The 14,328-nt window shown below is 59.1% G+C and carries 16 protein-coding genes, 1 rRNA gene and 1 pseudogene; 8 read left to right on the top strand and 10 right to left on the bottom strand.

Annotated features, from left to right (window positions below; all coding sequences use genetic code 11):
• Positions 1 to 127, top strand: a pseudogene (locus ACTHND_RS00090) (IS5/IS1182 family transposase); the annotation flags it as partial.
• Positions 128 to 553: 426 nt separating this feature from the next.
• Entirely contained in the window at positions 554 to 844 is a 291-nt protein-coding gene (locus ACTHND_RS00085) for a YMGG-like glycine zipper-containing protein (RefSeq protein ID WP_139159739.1), read from the top strand.
• A gap of 27 nt (positions 845 to 871) precedes the next feature.
• Here ACTHND_RS00085 and rpiB read toward each other — a convergent pair whose 3' ends face one another.
• The 8 genes from rpiB to ACTHND_RS00045 all read right to left on the bottom strand — a co-directional run bounded on the left by rpiB (position 872) and on the right by ACTHND_RS00045 (position 9,488).
• Positions 872 to 1,321: a ribose 5-phosphate isomerase B gene (rpiB, locus tag ACTHND_RS00080; RefSeq protein ID WP_440175148.1), complete on the bottom strand. Its 450-nt coding sequence runs from the start codon at positions 1,319 to 1,321 to the stop codon at positions 872 to 874.
• 126 nt (positions 1,322 to 1,447) lie between these two features.
• Positions 1,448 to 2,068 carry a DUF2939 domain-containing protein gene (locus ACTHND_RS00075; protein ID WP_440175147.1) on the bottom strand — a complete coding sequence of 207 codons (621 nt, stop codon included), beginning with the start codon at positions 2,066 to 2,068 and terminating at the stop codon, positions 1,448 to 1,450.
• Between the two features lie 173 nt (positions 2,069 to 2,241).
• Positions 2,242 to 3,384, bottom strand: coding sequence for a GDSL-type esterase/lipase family protein (locus ACTHND_RS00070; RefSeq protein ID WP_440175146.1), 1,143 nt, complete (start codon positions 3,382 to 3,384; stop codon positions 2,242 to 2,244).
• A 128-nt stretch (positions 3,385 to 3,512) separates the two neighbouring features.
• Positions 3,513 to 4,580: a zinc-binding metallopeptidase family protein gene (locus tag ACTHND_RS00065; RefSeq protein ID WP_440175145.1), complete on the bottom strand. Its 1,068-nt coding sequence runs from the start codon at positions 4,578 to 4,580 to the stop codon at positions 3,513 to 3,515.
• Positions 4,577 to 5,659, bottom strand: a complete 1,083-nt coding sequence (locus tag ACTHND_RS00060) for an SGNH/GDSL hydrolase family protein (RefSeq protein ID WP_440175143.1) — start codon at positions 5,657 to 5,659, stop codon at positions 4,577 to 4,579. The genes ACTHND_RS00065 and ACTHND_RS00060 overlap by 4 nt, the downstream gene beginning before the upstream one ends.
• The gene (locus tag ACTHND_RS00055; protein WP_440175142.1) at positions 5,660 to 6,790 is read right to left on the bottom strand and encodes a GDSL-type esterase/lipase family protein; all 1,131 of its coding nucleotides are present in this window, start codon (positions 6,788 to 6,790) and stop codon (positions 5,660 to 5,662) included.
• Between the two features lie 78 nt (positions 6,791 to 6,868).
• A complete protein-coding gene (locus ACTHND_RS00050) occupies positions 6,869 to 8,020 on the bottom strand; it encodes a GDSL-type esterase/lipase family protein (RefSeq protein ID WP_440175141.1) in 1,152 nt (383 codons plus the stop codon).
• Between the two features lie 253 nt (positions 8,021 to 8,273).
• Positions 8,274 to 9,488: an NADP-dependent isocitrate dehydrogenase gene (locus ACTHND_RS00045; RefSeq protein WP_440175139.1), complete on the bottom strand. Its 1,215-nt coding sequence runs from the start codon at positions 9,486 to 9,488 to the stop codon at positions 8,274 to 8,276.
• Positions 9,489 to 9,682: 194 nt separating this feature from the next.
• Here ACTHND_RS00045 and ACTHND_RS00040 point away from each other — a divergent pair, with 194 nt between their 5' ends.
• A complete protein-coding gene (locus ACTHND_RS00040; RefSeq protein ID WP_440175137.1) occupies positions 9,683 to 9,805 on the top strand; it encodes a hypothetical protein in 123 nt (40 codons plus the stop codon).
• Position 9,806: 1 nt separating this feature from the next.
• Here ACTHND_RS00040 and ACTHND_RS00035 read toward each other — a convergent pair whose 3' ends face one another.
• Complete coding sequence (locus tag ACTHND_RS00035) at positions 9,807 to 10,115, bottom strand: ArsR/SmtB family transcription factor (RefSeq protein ID WP_440175135.1); 309 nt, start codon at positions 10,113 to 10,115, stop codon at positions 9,807 to 9,809.
• On the bottom strand, positions 10,112 to 10,573 hold the full coding sequence (locus ACTHND_RS00030; protein WP_440175133.1) for an SRPBCC domain-containing protein: 462 nt from the start codon (positions 10,571 to 10,573) through the stop codon (positions 10,112 to 10,114). Before ACTHND_RS00030 ends, ACTHND_RS00035 begins: the two co-directional genes overlap by 4 nt.
• A 114-nt stretch (positions 10,574 to 10,687) precedes the next feature.
• On the opposite strand from ACTHND_RS00030, the gene ACTHND_RS00025 reads away from it, so the two are divergent.
• From ACTHND_RS00025 to ACTHND_RS00005, 5 genes are all read left to right on the top strand, one after another.
• Positions 10,688 to 11,464 carry an RNA methyltransferase gene (locus ACTHND_RS00025; RefSeq protein WP_440175132.1) on the top strand — a complete coding sequence of 259 codons (777 nt, stop codon included), beginning with the start codon at positions 10,688 to 10,690 and terminating at the stop codon, positions 11,462 to 11,464.
• Positions 11,464 to 11,814, top strand: coding sequence for a DUF3147 family protein (locus ACTHND_RS00020; RefSeq protein WP_440175131.1), 351 nt, complete (start codon positions 11,464 to 11,466; stop codon positions 11,812 to 11,814). Before ACTHND_RS00025 ends, ACTHND_RS00020 begins: the two co-directional genes overlap by 1 nt.
• Positions 11,815 to 11,841: 27 nt before the next feature.
• Entirely contained in the window at positions 11,842 to 12,825 is a 984-nt protein-coding gene (locus ACTHND_RS00015; protein WP_440175130.1) for a lysostaphin resistance A-like protein, read from the top strand.
• 118 nt (positions 12,826 to 12,943) lie between these two features.
• Entirely contained in the window at positions 12,944 to 13,159 is a 216-nt protein-coding gene (locus tag ACTHND_RS00010; protein ID WP_440175128.1) for a hypothetical protein, read from the top strand.
• 449 nt (positions 13,160 to 13,608) lie between these two features.
• Positions 13,609 to 14,328 (top strand): 16S ribosomal RNA (locus tag ACTHND_RS00005); the annotation flags it as partial.

The following is a 14,328-nucleotide window of genomic DNA, read 5'->3' as shown; positions in this document are numbered from 1 at the left end:
GGTCGAACGCTTCTTCAATAAACTCAAGCAATTCAGAGGTATTGCCACTCGCTACGACAAAAACCCTCTGAATTTTCTGGCAGCCGTAAAGATCGTCGCCACCAGAATCTGGATCAAAGCGTTATGAGTCTACGGCCTAATCCGAATTGTGGGGACAGGATGTGAATTGCATGGTTTTCAAAGAAAGCAAGAAACCCCACCACCGCATCTAGCCGCTTCGCGGCAGCGTGCGGTCCCCCTCCCCATCGAAGATGGGGAGGTATAAGGAAGGGGTGAGGCGCTGCTACCTTCCCAATTTTTCCGCGCGTGGGTAAATCAGAGCTTTCGTTGATTGTCGGCCCGATATCGACCAAGGCCCAGCCATTGGCAGGCACCCGTTATCCCGACCTGCTGAGTATCCAATCCGGCGGATTTCCTGCGGCAGGCCATTGCCTCATATTTACAATCTGGCGGTATGTCCCCGATCAAAAAAGAAGCTCCCTTTGACTACAGTCGATGCGACCAGACGGGTGCTTAGCGCACCTGATCCGCCTTCTGATGAAAAGGGAAAGCCATGAAAATCGCATTTACAAAAATCGCCGTATTGGGTCTGTCTTCCGCCGTGTTGCTGAGCGGATGTGCCACGGACGGTGTGGGCAGCGGCGCGCTGATCGGCGGCGTAGGCGGTGCCGCGGTCGGCGCTGCCACCGGCAATGACGCTGTTAAGGGCGCCGTGGTTGGCGCTGTCGCGGGCGCCGTCATCGGCTACGTGGTCGAGCAGGGCAAGAAACGTGAAGTCTACAGTGATGGCCGTGGCAATAAATATTGGGTGGATGACAACGGCGAGCGGCATTACACGAACTGACGCAGGCATCGGCGCTGGTATTGTGGTTTACCGTTCCAGCGCCTGAATCATCTGCACGCGTTTAAGGTGCCTTCCGCTTTCGAACTCGGCGTTCAGGAAGGCATCAACTATATCAAGCGCCAGGCCGTGGCCGACAATACGTGCGCCGATAGACAGCATGTTGGCGTCGTTATGCTGGCGGATCATGCGGGCCGAGAAGGTGTCGGCGCATACACCGCAGCGAATGCCCGTGATCTTGTTGGCCGTCATCATGATGCCCTGTCCGGTGCCGCACAGGATAATCCCGAACCGGCAATCACCTGAAACGACCCTGCGCGCGGCCGCTTCGCCGTGCGTGGGGTAATCCGTGCTTTCGCTGGTCGTTGGGCCGATATCGACCACTGTCCAGCCCCTCGTGGCGATATGTTCGGCTATGGCCTGCCTGAGGTCGATGGCGCTGTGGTCGCTGGACAGAACGAGGCGGTTATTGGCTGTCATGCTGGGGTCTCATTTTTAAGAAAGCAAGAAACCCCCGCCCACCGCTTCGCGGTCCTCATGGCTTGCGAAAGCTATACTTTCGCTGGCGCCAAACCCCAAAAAGCTGGCGAGGTATAAGGAGGAGGATCAGCCCGCCGGGGTTTCGGGCTTGGGCTCCATATCTGGGGTGGGGAGGCCGATATGGACCAGTTGCCAGTGGGTCAGGCCATGTCGCTCGAAGGTGAAGGTGGTGGTGCCGCGCATTTCGTCGGTCACGGTCAGGCGGGCGCGTTCCAGGCTGAAGAAGGCCGTTTTGGGGGAGGGCGGCTTGCCCTCATATTGCGACAGTTCGAAGCGGTTGGCATCTTTCGCCGCGCCATAGGTCAGGCCGAGCAGGGCCTTGGGCGTCAGGTAGGAATTGACGTCGATCACCGGCTTGGGCGGGGTTTTCGGCGCGTTGGGATTGACCAGGTCGTTGAACGCCTTACCGATGGAATCGGCCACACCCTTGACGGCATTGCCGGTGGCGCCCACCGGATCATTGAGCGCGGATGGCGCCGGGGCGGCGATGCCCTCGTCACCGGCCAGGAGCTGGGTTTTCAGGCTGGCGCGGACGGAATCGAAATCGATCAGCTTGGTGAGGGACTCGATATCCTGGCTCTTGCAGGCGCTGCGGACATCATAGAACGAAATGATCGGCGCCGTGTAGAACAGGCCGGCCGCAGCCACGATGACCAGAAGCAGTATTACCCCGAAAATGCGCGACACAGTCAGTTCCCCTCGAAAGTCCTGTTAACCATTCCTAGCATGGGTATTTTCGTTTGTCGCCTGTTTGGGTGGTGAAGGTTGATAACTGTGACTGGAATGCCCCCTGCGTCAGCGACACCGGCTCTGCGAGCCTCGCGCTGACACCTCCCCCGCTTTGCAGGGGAGGAGATTGTCTATTTCCCCTGCCAGACCTGCGGGTGGTCGGTCAGGTATTTGATATAGAAATCGGCCACGCGGGCGTCGGCGCGGGTGGAAGGGTGGCCGTTGCAGCCGATCTTGTCGAGTTCCGGCAGGGTGACGCGATCGATCTTGGTGTCGCCGGCGGCCTTGATGGCGGTGAAGACATCGTCCGTGCCGCCGCTATAGCCTTCCTGACGATCGGGCGGAGTGGCGAGGATGATGAAGGCGCCGGGATTGCGGGCGCGGATTGTTTTCACAAAGGCGGTATAGGTCTTGACGTAATCGGCGCGGAGGTTGGCTTCGTTGCCCCAAGGCTCATCGGGGCGAACGGGCGTGGAGAAGTCATTGCCGCCGATGCCGATAACGATGACCTGGGGATGCCAGTCTGGTTGGTTTACCGGCGTCGGGTCGTCGAAGATCGCGCGGTCATAGAGCATCAGCATATGGTATTTCGGATGCTCCCGACCATCGTAATTGCGCACCATGCCGAGACCGGAAAAGGCATTGATCTGGTAATCGGCGTCGAAATGCCTGGCGGTGAGGGGGCCGAACCCCTGCTGGCTGTTCGTGGTCTCGAAAATCTGTTCGGGTGTGCATTGAGAAAAAGCCGATGTGTTGCCGTAGCCAACGGTCAGGCTGTCGCCAATAAATTCGATCTGGCGGCGATGCGGATACAGCCTGACCTGTTTGGTCGGCGCGCCATGGATGTTGGGCACGAAAAAGCCGAGGAAGGTGCCGGTGGCGTATTGCGTTTCGGAACGTTTTTCCAGGCGGATGGTGTGTTCGCCCTCGCCGAGATTATCGAGCGTTATGGTCGCCTTGCCGGGCTTCTTAAGTTCCATGACCTGGCGGCCATCTATGAGGACATTGAAGTTGTTGGCGGAGTCATCGAATTTCATCAGGACCAGCGGCCCCTTGAACCCGGCCTCGAAATAGACGGCGGGCCACTGGTAGGCGTAGCCGTCGAAAGCGGGAAGGTCCTGGGGAACGGGATGCGACAGTCGCTTGACCTTGCCGCCGATGACAACGGGAAGACCTTCTTCGTAAGGGCCGACGGCAGGTGATAACGCCATGGCGGCGGAGGCGGGGATGCCAATCAGCGCCGCGCAGACGGCGAGCGTGAGCAGGTGTCGCATGTGTTTTCTCCCTTTTTTGCGATAGTGGCGCGGGTCAGGGAAGAAAGCAAGAAACCCCACCACCGCATCTGGCGCTTCGCGCGTCGTGCGGTCCCCCTCCCCAGTAAACTGGGGAGGTATAAGCAGGGCTAGATCTGCCGTGTCAGCAGGCCATGCACATAGGCCAGTTTCTGCTGGATCACCGGGGTCAGGATAAAAGGATAGAGGTCGCGTTCGCCCATCGAATGGTGGATGCTGTTCAGCGCCACTGATAGCGGAATCCACACCTCGGCGATGCGGTCGAAATCAAGCACCGAATAGGGATCGAAGTTCGCATGTGTGGCCAGGAAATCATGCGACATGGGCGCCAGCGCAATGCCGAACATATGGGCCGTTTCCAGCGAATCGACGATATGCAGAACATGGGCGAAGCATTCGGCGAAATCCTCCCAGGGGTGGGTGGTGGCGTAATGGCTGATATAGGTGCTGCCCCAGCCCGGCGGCGGACCTTCGCTGTAATGGCGGTCAAGCGCCTTCTGGTAATCGACGCTTTCATCGCCGAACAGGGCGCGGAAGCTTTCGGTCTTGCCGGCATCACGCACCATGCGATTCCAAATGAAGTGGCCGGTCTCGTGGCGGAAATGGCCGAGCAGGGTACGGTAGGGCTCGTTCATCATCGCGCGTTGCTGTTCGCGCGTCGGGTCGTCGGCCTCGGCGGTGCGGATGACGATATGGCCCTCGTCATGGCCGATCAGTACCGGCTGACAGGAGCCATCGGGCAGGATGACATCGTCTTTCAGGTCGAATAAGAGCCCGCCTTCGGGGTCTTCACGGCGAGAGGGGCGCGGCAGATCCCAGCGCAGGAAGGAATAGAACAAATGTCGCTGGGCGTCGGAAATGGCGCGCCAGCGGCGCAGGCCATCGGGCGTCTTCGGATCGGGCACCAGGCCGTTGTAACGGCAGGCGGTGCAGAATTCCTCATCACTGTCATCTCGCACCAGCCAGTTGCAGATATCGAAGGCGGCATTGGGGCAGAAGCGATAGACGAACTGCTGCTGATCGACGCGGCGCCAGCGATCGGCGCGGGCGGCATCGGGCTGCATGGCGTGCAGGGCGATTTCCTCGCAGACGAAGCCTAAGCGAAAGCCGCAATTCAGGCAGGACCGGTTCTCGAAATAGATCGGGTTCCCGCAGTTATCGCAGCGAAAGAGCTTCATTCGGTGTTATGGTTCCAGAGGTCGGGGCGGGCGTCGATATAGGTGATCAGGCTGCTGGCGACCTGGGCATCGTCGGCGGTGGACGGGTGCCAGTCGCAGCCGCTGAAACTTAAGTTGTTCATCGGTAAGAAATCGATGCGGCTCTCGCCCGCGGCGCGCAAGGCGGCGAGTACCTTTTTCACCTCGGACTGGATTTCGCCATTGGCCTGGTCGGTGGCCGTCAGGATGAAGAAGGCTTGCGGGTTCTGCGCGCGCAGGGTTTGCACGAACTGGACATAGGTCTGTTCAAAATCGCTGTGCAGTTCATCGCGCGTGGTCCAGACCTCACCGCCATGCAGGGGCGTGGAGAAGTCGTTGGTGCCCAGCCCGATGACGATGATCTGCGGGCGCCAATCGGCCGTTTCGACCATCTGCGGCGCGACCGTATAGGGATAGGCTTGCGGCAGGTGCAGGCCATCGCCGCCATTATAATTGCGCACCACGCCGCGGCCGGAAATGGCGTTGATGCGGTAATCGGCGCCGAAATGCTTGGCGGTGAGCGGACCGAAGGCCAGTTGCGTATTGGTGGTGGCCCAGACCTGGTCGCCGGGACAGGTGCGGGTGGAGGAGGTGTTGCCGTAACCGACGGTATAGGAATCGCCGATGAACTCTATCTCGCGCGGCAGGGCCTCGGGTGCTGGCAGGACATTGGCCGGATCGGCGACGAAGAAGCCGGTGAATTGCGCGGCGTCAAACGATTCGCTCAGCTTTTCGGCGCGGATGGTGTGGTCGCCGGGCGGGAAGGGCCCAAGCACGATATCGCCTTCACCGGGTCGGCTGGGTGTGTTGACGACCTGGCCATCGACATAGACATTGAAGCGGTTGACCTCGTCATTGAGGCGCAGATGGACTTCAGTCCCCTTGAAGCGCGCCTCGAAATAGGTGCCTGGCCATTGATGACGGTAGCCCTGCGCCGGATCATCGGCACTGACCGCCACCACGCGCCCGCCGATATGCAGCGGCAGAGCGGTGCCGACCGGCGTGCCGGCGAAAGCGGGCGCAGCCAGGAAAGCGAGCAGGAGCGGCAGGGCAAGACGCATCTACTGGCCCTGCTGGGCTTTGGGCCATATGCCCGGATGGGCGTCGATCCAGGCGATCAGGGTGTTGCTGATCTTGCGGTCGTCATCGGTATCGGGGTGGTAATCGCAGGCATTCTTGGTGAAGCCGGTGATCTCAAGGAAATCGACCTTGCTGTCGCCATCGGCCTTCAGGCGATCCCGCACCGTGCTGATCTGCGGCGAGGTGGCCGGGTCATAGGAAATCAGCAGGATAGTGGCGTTGGGGTTCTTTTCGCGCAGGGATTTGACGAAGGCAACATAGGTGGCTTCATAATCGTTGATGAGTTCATCCTGATTTTTCCATTTTTCACCGGCATGGACCGGGGTGGAAAAGTCATTGGTGCCGAGCGCGATGACGATGATCTGGGGCTGTAACCAATCCGGCTTTGGATATTTCGTCTGCCCGTCGAACACGGTGTAGGCATAAAGCTGGGGCAGACTGTCGCCGGCGAAGCCGTCATAATTGCGCACAATGCCGCGGCCGGAAAAGGCGTTGATCTGGTACATGGCGCCGTAATGCCTGGCCGTCAACGGACCGAAGGCCTGGGTCGTGTCGGTCGAGGCCCAGAGTTCGTCCGGGGTACAGGTGCGCTTGCCGGCGGTATTGCCGTAGCCGACCGTATAGGAATCGCCAATGAACTCCATGCTGTGGACCGGTGGAATACCGAGCGGCAGGCGATCTTTCTGTTGCGGGACATAAAAGCCCTTGAAAGTGGCGGCGTCGCTCTGGCTTTCAGTCGCTTTTTCTACAAGAATTTCGTGAATGCCGTCGCTCAAGCCGGAGATACGCACCTGTAATTCACCGGGTTTGCTGACTGTAGCGACCCGTTTACCGTCAATGGAAATATGCAGGATATTGACCGGATCGGCAAAGGCGACGGTCACTTCGGTTCCCCTGAAACGGCTTTCCCAATAGATGCCCGGCCATTGATGGGTGAAGGGCGGATTGCCGTCCGGGCTGGTGGTTCGCCCGCCGGTGCGCACCGGAAGCTGGGTTCCGGCAGGTGTCGATACGGCCGGAATATGTTCTATCTTTTGCGCCTGCGCTGTTCCGGCCATCAGAATGGCCGCGATGGCTGCCCATCCCAGATTGCGCCCCAAATGCCGCATCATCTCAACTCCATTATTTTTATGGATCGGACTATTTCAGGGGCGGGGCAGGGCGTCAAGATCAGGGTAAACTGACGCTGGCTATTTACCCTGCCAAAGCTCAGGGTGAGCGTCGATATAGGCGACCAGGCTGTCGCTGATGCGTTTGTCATCGGCGGTATTGAGGTGCCAGTCGCAGCCGGTAAGGGCGAATCCTTTGCCGACATCGAACGAGGCCACGCGCATTTCACCGGCGGCATTGAGGCGCTTGATCACTTCGGCAATGGCGACGCCGACCCGTGCCTCGCCATAGTCCATAAGGATAAACCGGGCGGCGGGGTGGCTGGCGCGGACCTGCTGGACGAAGGCAACGTAAGATTCGATATAGTCGTTGGTGAGGGCATCTTCGCTGGCCCACTTTTCACCGGCGTGGACAGGGGTTGAGAAGTCATTGCCGCCGAGTGCGATGACGACAATGGCCGGGTTCCACTGGGGATTATTGTAGGGATGGACGGTTTCGTCCTCGATCAGGGCTGAGCGGTAGAGCAGGGGCATGTTGCGCTTCGGCGCCACGCCATCGTAATTGCGGACAATGCCGATGCCGGAATAGGCGTTGATCTGGTAATCGGCGTCATAGTGTTTGGCGGTGAGGGGACCGAAGGCTCGTTGCGTATCAGTGGTGGCCCAGATTTCATCCTGGGTGCATTCGCGTTTGGACGAGGTATTGCCATAACCGGCCGTATAGGAATCGCCGATGAATTCGATCTGGCGGGCGCGGGGTTCAGGCCAGCGGAAGTCCTCCTTCGGGCCGATCCACATATGGCCGAAGGTGCCGACCGTGTCCTGCGATTCGTCGTTCTTCTCGATGCGGAGACGGTGCCAGCCCTGGGGCAGGCCGCTCAGGCGGTAGACTGTGTTGCCGGGCTTGACGACCTTCGCGGATTCCTCGCCATCGATGTAGACAGTGAAGGCGTCGGTCGTGTTGTCGAAATTGATCAGGATTTCGGGGCCGCCGAACTCGGCCTCGATATAGATGCCCGGCCACTGGAAGCTGACCGGCAGGTCGTCATCCAGCGATGCCTTGCCGGCGACGACCGAAGTGAGGGCGTCGGCGTTTGTGTAGCGGCCGTGGATCGATTGTGCGATCTTGATATAGCCGGCGGGAACCTGCGGGAGGGTTTCGAGCTTAGGCGGTGCGGCGTATGCGCCGGTGGCGAGTAGGCCCGTCAGTATCAGTCCCGCACCAATGCGCATCGTTCCTGCTCCTTATAATTGTGGGCTGACTATTTCAGCAGGTGGGGAGGGCGTCAAGACGCCCCTCCGTCAGTGGCACCAGTCCTGCGGACTTCGCCACTGCCACCTCCCCATTTAAGAAATGGGGAGGAGAAAAGAGAAAGCCGCCGCATCGGTGAGGATGCGGCGGCTTTTTAGAAGTAAGAAACCCCACCACCATACCGCAAGAGCGGCGCGGTCCCCCTCCCCAACAAGTTGGGGAGGTATAAGGAGATTAGGCGGCCAGGGCCTTGGTCAGGTTTTCGCTGATCTTGTCGAGGAAGCCCTCGGTCGTCAGCCAGCCTTGCGTCGGGCCGACCAGAAGCGCCAGGTCCTTGGTCATGAAGCCGGCTTCGACGGTATCGATGCAGACCTTTTCCAGGGTTTCGGCGAAGGTGTTCAGTTCGGCATTGCCGTCGAGCTTGGCGCGGTGCTTTAGCCCTTGCGTCCAGGCGAAGATCGAGGCCATCGAGTTGGTCGAGGTGGCTTCGCCCTTCTGGTGCTGGCGGTAGTGGCGGGTGACGGTGCCGTGGGCGGCTTCGGCTTCCATGATCTTGCCGTCCGGCGTGACCAGGGCCGAGGTCATCAGGCCGAGCGAGCCGTAACCCTGAGCAACCGTGTCGGACTGAACGTCGCCGTCATAGTTCTTACAGGCCCAGACGAAACCGCCGGACCACTTCAGTGCCGAGGCGACCATGTCGTCGATCAGGCGGTGTTCGTAGGTCAGGCCCAGTTCCTTGTACTTGGCGGCGTATTCGGCTTCGAAGACCTCGGCGAAGATATCCTTGAAGCGGCCGTCATAGGCTTTGAGGATGGTGTTCTTGGTCGACAGATAGACCGGATAGTTGCGGGCGATGCCGTATTCGAACGAGGCGCGGGCGAAATCGCGGATCGATTCATCGAGGTTGTACATGCCCATGGCGACGCCGGCGCCGGGGAACTGGAACACTTCGTATTCCTGCACCTTGCCGTCTTCGCCTTCGAACTTCATGGTCAGCTTGCCGGGGCCGGGGACGAGGAAGTCGGTGGCCTTGTACTGGTCGCCGAAGGCATGGCGGCCGACGACGATCGGCTGGGTCCAGCCGGGGACGAGGCGCGGTACATTGGAGCAGATGATCGGCTCGCGGAAGACGACGCCGCCCAGGATGTTGCGGATGGTGCCGTTGGGCGACTTCCACATCTTCTTCAGGCCGAATTCCTTCACGCGGGCTTCGTCCGGGGTGATGGTGGCGCACTTGACGCCGACGCCGCACGCCTTGATGGCGTTGGCCGCATCGATCGTCACCTGGTCGTCGGTGGCGTCGCGGTGTTCCATGCCCAGATCGAAATACTGGAGATTGATGTCGAGATAGGGGTGGATCAGCTTGTCCTTGATCAGCTGCCAGATGATGCGGGTCATTTCGTCGCCGTCGATATCGACGACCGGGTTCGCCACCTTGATTTTAGCCATTACAGAATCCTTTTCCAAACGGGAGCTGACGGCAAGGCGCACAGGGCCAGAGCCGTCGCTAACGGCTGGTGCTATAGCGGAAAAGGTGATGAGCGCAAAACGGTAAATTGGGCGGCCGGATCATTGTGTTTGGGGTCGGTAAAATGTGGCCCGCCCCTTGCATTGCCCTCGCGTAACAACAGTGAGGTGCCGAAATGAACACACAAGCGATTGAAAAGTCCAAGCATCCCGAATGGATGGATACGGCCCGCGCCTTTGCGCTTTTGCCGCTGGCCCTGGTGATACTGGTCTTCCTGGCGTTCCGCGAATACCGGTAGGCTATTCGTCGAGCATATCGCCCAGGGCATCCAGTTTTCGCGCCCACGGTGAGCGCCGCGCGGCCAGCCAGTCGCCCAGGGCGTCAAGGCCGGGCCGGGCGAGCGCGCAGGTACGCACCCGTCCGGTTTTCTGGCTGGTGACCAGGCCGGCGGCTTCCAGAATGGCGAGGTGCTGGCCCACGGCGGTCAGGCTCATGGCGTAGGGCTCGGCCAGTTTCGACACCGACAAGGGCGCGTCGGTCAGGCGCTCGACCATGTCGCGGCGTGTGGGATCGCCTAAAGCGTGGAAGATTTTGGCTGTTTCGCTCAAAGGGTATCCGCCAACTGGTCCAGCAGCTTGGTCCAGCCATGCTGGCGCATTTCGGGGCCATCGGAATGCTCGAAGAAGGCGCCCTGGTGGGTAAGGATGAGTTTTGTGCCGTTGCCTTCGGCCAGGAACTCGAAGGTGAGCAAAGAGGCAGAGAAGGGGCGGTCGTTCATCGCCATGTTGGAGCCGATAACGATGAGCGCGTCGGGCACGATATCAAGATATAGGCCGTCGCTGGTCATTTTCGCACCTTCAAAGGGCGTGTCGGCGCCCATGAGATAGCCGGCGAATTCGCGGCCGCCGACGCGGAAATCCAGCTCGAAACCGGTCATCGCCTGCCGGCCGGCGCTTAGCCAGCGGGATTTTTGGGCCGGATCGGAAAAGGCGGCGAAAACGGCTGCCGGTGGCTTGGGGTAGATATTTTCAATAATGAAGGTGTGGTGGACAACGGGCTGGATCATGGCGCTGCCTTTCTGACAGTGAAGTTATGACTTCAGTATTAATCAGGCGGCATTGATAGTCAAGTTGAAGCTTCAATATTTGACGCTTGGACGTCAGGCGCTATAAGCGCGCATATGAGTGAAAACCTTCCCTGCATTATTCTCGACCGGCCGCAACTGGCGGAAAATATCGGCGCCGTGGCGCGCGTCATGGGCAATTTCGGCCTGACCGAACTGCGTCTGGTGGCGCCGCGGGACGGCTGGCCGCAGGAAAAGGCCTGGACCATGGCCGCCGGCGCGCAATGGCCGCTTGATGGCGCCAAGGTCTATGCCACGGTGGAGGAGGCGACGGCCGATCTACAGGTGGTCTATGCCACGACGGCGCGCAACCGTGAGGTCAATCTCCCGGTGATCACGCCGCGTGAGTGTGCCGCCGACGGTATGGCCAAGGCACGGACCGGCCTGAAAACGGGGCTATTGTTTGGCGCCGAGCGCACCGGGCTTGAAACGCACGATCTCATCCACGCGCATTATATTGTCACCATTCCGGTCGATCCGCGCTTTTCGTCGCTCAATCTGGCGCAGGCGGTCAATATCGTCGCTTACGAATGGCGCTTGCAGATCATGGATGCGCCGGGGGCCGAGTTTACCAAAAACCAGGATCCGCCGGCCGAGATGAAGCATCTGGTCGGGCTCTATGAGCATCTGGAAGCCGAACTGGATATTTCCGGCTTCTTTTTCCCGGAGGCCAAGCGGCCATCGATGGTGCGTAATCTGCGTTCTTCGCTCAACCGCGCCAACCTGACGGAGCAGGAAATCCGCACCTGGCGCGGCGTGGTGACGGCACTGACCAAGGGGCGCGGACGGGTATTGGCGCGTTTGGCCAAGGAAAAGGCAGAGAAGGGCGAATAATGCTGTATCTGGCGATCAAGGCATTGCTGTCGGGCATCATCATCGCGGCGGTGTCTGAAATCGCCAAGCGCTGGCCGGGTTTTGGCGCGCTGGTGGCTTCGTTGCCGCTGGTTTCGATCCTGGGCATGTTGTGGCTGTGGCGCGATACCAAGGACATCGAGCGCATGGCCGCCCATGCGGAGGGCACGTTCTGGTTTGTGCTGCCCTCCCTGCCGATGTTCCTGCTCATTCCGTTTCTGCTGCGCCGGGGCGTCGGCTTTTATCCCGCGCTGGTCAGTGGCTGTGCGTTAACCATTGGCCTGTATATGGGGATGGTATTTATCGGACCGCGCTTCGGGCTTAAGCTGTAGAGGGCGGGATTTCAAAAGGGGGCAATCATGGCAGGCATCGAACTCTACGCACCACGCACCGAGCGGCATCGCCGGACCTGGACTTGGGCGGTGATCGTGCTGGGGCTGGTTTTTGCTATCCTGGCGCCGCTGCTGGCGATGTCGCCTTATGTCATTAAGATGATTATGGCCGGAATAGCGGCCGGCGCCAGCGGCGGACCGCCGCCGAAACCTGATCCGGCCCTGCTCGATCCGCCGGTAATGGTGCTGATTGTCAGCTATATATTGAACGTCGCCTTTATATTCGTATGGGTGAAGTGGTTTGAGCGCCGGGATCTGGATACGATCGGCTTTAATGCCAGGGGGCTGTTGCGTTTCGGACGTGGTTATCTGTGCGGCTGCGCTTTTCTGATGGCGGTTGTGGGCGGCATCTGGCTATGCGGCGGTTATCAGATCCAGAGCGCCGGTTTCTGGAGCGCGCCGACATTGGCGAGTGTCCTGTCGATCCTGCTCTATATGGTCATGTTCATCATTCAGGGTTCCAGCGAGGAAATCTGGATGCGTGGCTGGCTGATGGGGCTGGTGTCGTCGCGCCATGGTATCATCTGGGGCGTGGTGATCAATTCGGTCGTCTTCGGCCTTTTGCACGCCGGCAATATAAAGCCGTCGCCGGAAATGGTGGCGGGCGTACTTAATGTGGCTTTGTTCGGCGTCTTTATCAGCCTCTATGCCCTGAATGAGCGGTCGTTGTGGGGCGTCTGTGGCTGGCACGCCGCCTGGAACTGGCTGCTGGGAATCGGTTTCGGCCTGGAAGTCAGCGGCATGAAGCTGAAGGTCGCGCCGCTGGTGATCGATCTGATGGATAAGCCGGGTGCGCCGTGGTGGCTAAGTGGCGGGAGCTGGGGGCCGGAAGCCAGTATCCTGACGACGGTGGTGCTGTCCGGCGGGATCGCCTGGCTGGTGTGGAAAGGCGCGCTGAAGTCGGTCAATGGCTATGCCGTGCCGCTTAAGGGTGCCGAGCAGGCGTTTTGATCCGTGTTCTGTGCATAAACGGCGTTATATGAGAAAAGTAGGGAAACGGTGTTGACTCATGGGGGAGGGGTGGTTAGAAGCCGCCCTCCCGACGACGACAACGTCTTATGGCGACGACATGAACCGCAGGAAACTGCTGGAATTAGAGTCCCTTAAGTCGATTTTGAAGGCGGGGTGCCGGCCGGATATTCGCCGAATTTCGCAACTGCAAAATTCTTTGAAAATCTCGGTTGACACGGAGCGAACACTTCCTTTAGAAGCGCCGCTCCTGCTGAGGGAGCTTTCGGGTTTCCGAGGTGTTTCTGGTTTGGTTTTTGTTTTTAAAACATTTTAAAAATAAGGGCTTGACTGGGAAAATTGAGCGGCTATATACGCCGCTCCGCTGACGAAGGGCTCCGGTTTTTCCGGGTTGTTTCTGAAGCGAGGGTTGAGAGCAAAAACTTTTTAAAAAGAATTGCTTGACACTAAAAATTGATGCGGTATAAGCGCCGCTCTCCTCGACAAGGATTTAAGTTGTCGCTCTGGACGGTTTAACCGCCGTTTGGTGAACTACCCTTTTGCGCCGGGCTGGCGCAGTTGGTCTTTGACATTGTAGATATTGGAAAGAGAATCGCAGGCGGCGGTGTTCTTGCGGAGTGTTGAGATACACTCCATACGACACTTAATTGTTTGCGGTCTCTTTAATAGACAACCATTCGATCGGTCTTCGGATTGATCGTGTGGGAACTCGTTAATGAACGTAAACTTACGCAGTGATTTAGATTACTGAGAAAAGTGTCAACTCAACTTGAGAGTTTGATCCTGGCTCAGAGCGAACGCTGGCGGCAGGCCTAACACATGCAAGTCGAACGAGCCTTCGGGCTAGTGGCGGACGGGTGAGTAACACGTGGGAACGTACCTTTAGGTTCGGAATAACGCAGAGAAATTTGCGCTAATACCGAATGTGCCCTTCGGGGGAAAGATTTATCGCCTTTAGAGCGGCCCGCGTTAGATTAGCTAGTTGGTGAGGTAAAGGCTCACCAAGGCTACGATCTATAGCTGGTCTGAGAGGATGATCAGCCACATTGGGACTGAGACACGGCCCAAACTCCTACGGGAGGCAGCAGTGGGGAATCTTGCGCAATGGTCGAAAGACTGACGCAGCCATGCCGCGTGAATGATGAAGGTCTTAGGATTGTAAAATTCTTTCAGCAGGGACGATAATGACGGTACCTGCAGAAGAAGCCCCGGCTAACTTCGTGCCAGCAGCCGCGGTAATACGAAGGGGGCTAGCGTTGCTCGGAATGACTGGGCGTAAAGGGCGCGTAGGCGGTTTGCACAGTCGGACGTGAAATTCCAGGGCTCAACCTTGGGGCTGCGTTCGAGACGGGCATTCTAGAGTGGAGAAGAGGGTCGTGGAATTCCCAGTGTAGAGGTGAAATTCGTAGATATTGGGAAGAACACCGGTGGCGAAGGCGGCGACCTGGTCCTTGACTGACGCTGAGGCGCGAAAGCGTGGGGAGC

Origin of the sequence: Asticcacaulis sp., from assembly GCF_051954415.1 — a bacterium.
GTDB lineage: Bacteria > Pseudomonadota > Alphaproteobacteria > Caulobacterales > Caulobacteraceae > Asticcacaulis.
The sequence above is the reverse complement of the archived record's forward strand: the minus strand, read 5'-3'. Positions and strand labels throughout refer to the sequence as shown.

Bases quoted from the DNA above. Each gene is read 5' to 3' on its own strand.
- ACTHND_RS00085 (WP_139159739.1), top strand. From the start codon at position 554: ATGAAAATCGCATTTACAAAAATCGCCGTATTGGGTCTGTCTTCCGCC.
- rpiB (WP_440175148.1), bottom strand. From the start codon at position 1,321: ATGACAGCCAATAACCGCCTCGTTCTGTCCAGCGACCACAGCGCCATC.
- ACTHND_RS00070 (WP_440175146.1), bottom strand. From the start codon at position 3,384: ATGCGACACCTGCTCACGCTCGCCGTCTGCGCGGCGCTGATTGGCATC.
- ACTHND_RS00065 (WP_440175145.1), bottom strand. From the start codon at position 4,580: ATGAAGCTCTTTCGCTGCGATAACTGCGGGAACCCGATCTATTTCGAG.
- ACTHND_RS00060 (WP_440175143.1), bottom strand. From the start codon at position 5,659: ATGCGTCTTGCCCTGCCGCTCCTGCTCGCTTTCCTGGCTGCGCCCGCT.
- ACTHND_RS00055 (WP_440175142.1), bottom strand. From the start codon at position 6,790: ATGATGCGGCATTTGGGGCGCAATCTGGGATGGGCAGCCATCGCGGCC.
- ACTHND_RS00050 (WP_440175141.1), bottom strand. From the start codon at position 8,020: ATGCGCATTGGTGCGGGACTGATACTGACGGGCCTACTCGCCACCGGC.
- ACTHND_RS00045 (WP_440175139.1), bottom strand. From the start codon at position 9,488: ATGGCTAAAATCAAGGTGGCGAACCCGGTCGTCGATATCGACGGCGAC.
- ACTHND_RS00040 (WP_440175137.1), top strand. From the start codon at position 9,683: ATGAACACACAAGCGATTGAAAAGTCCAAGCATCCCGAATGGATGGAT.
- ACTHND_RS00030 (WP_440175133.1), bottom strand. From the start codon at position 10,573: ATGATCCAGCCCGTTGTCCACCACACCTTCATTATTGAAAATATCTAC.
- ACTHND_RS00025 (WP_440175132.1), top strand. From the start codon at position 10,688: ATGAGTGAAAACCTTCCCTGCATTATTCTCGACCGGCCGCAACTGGCG.
- ACTHND_RS00020 (WP_440175131.1), top strand. From the start codon at position 11,464: ATGCTGTATCTGGCGATCAAGGCATTGCTGTCGGGCATCATCATCGCG.
- ACTHND_RS00015 (WP_440175130.1), top strand. From the start codon at position 11,842: ATGGCAGGCATCGAACTCTACGCACCACGCACCGAGCGGCATCGCCGG.
- ACTHND_RS00010 (WP_440175128.1), top strand. From the start codon at position 12,944: ATGAACCGCAGGAAACTGCTGGAATTAGAGTCCCTTAAGTCGATTTTG.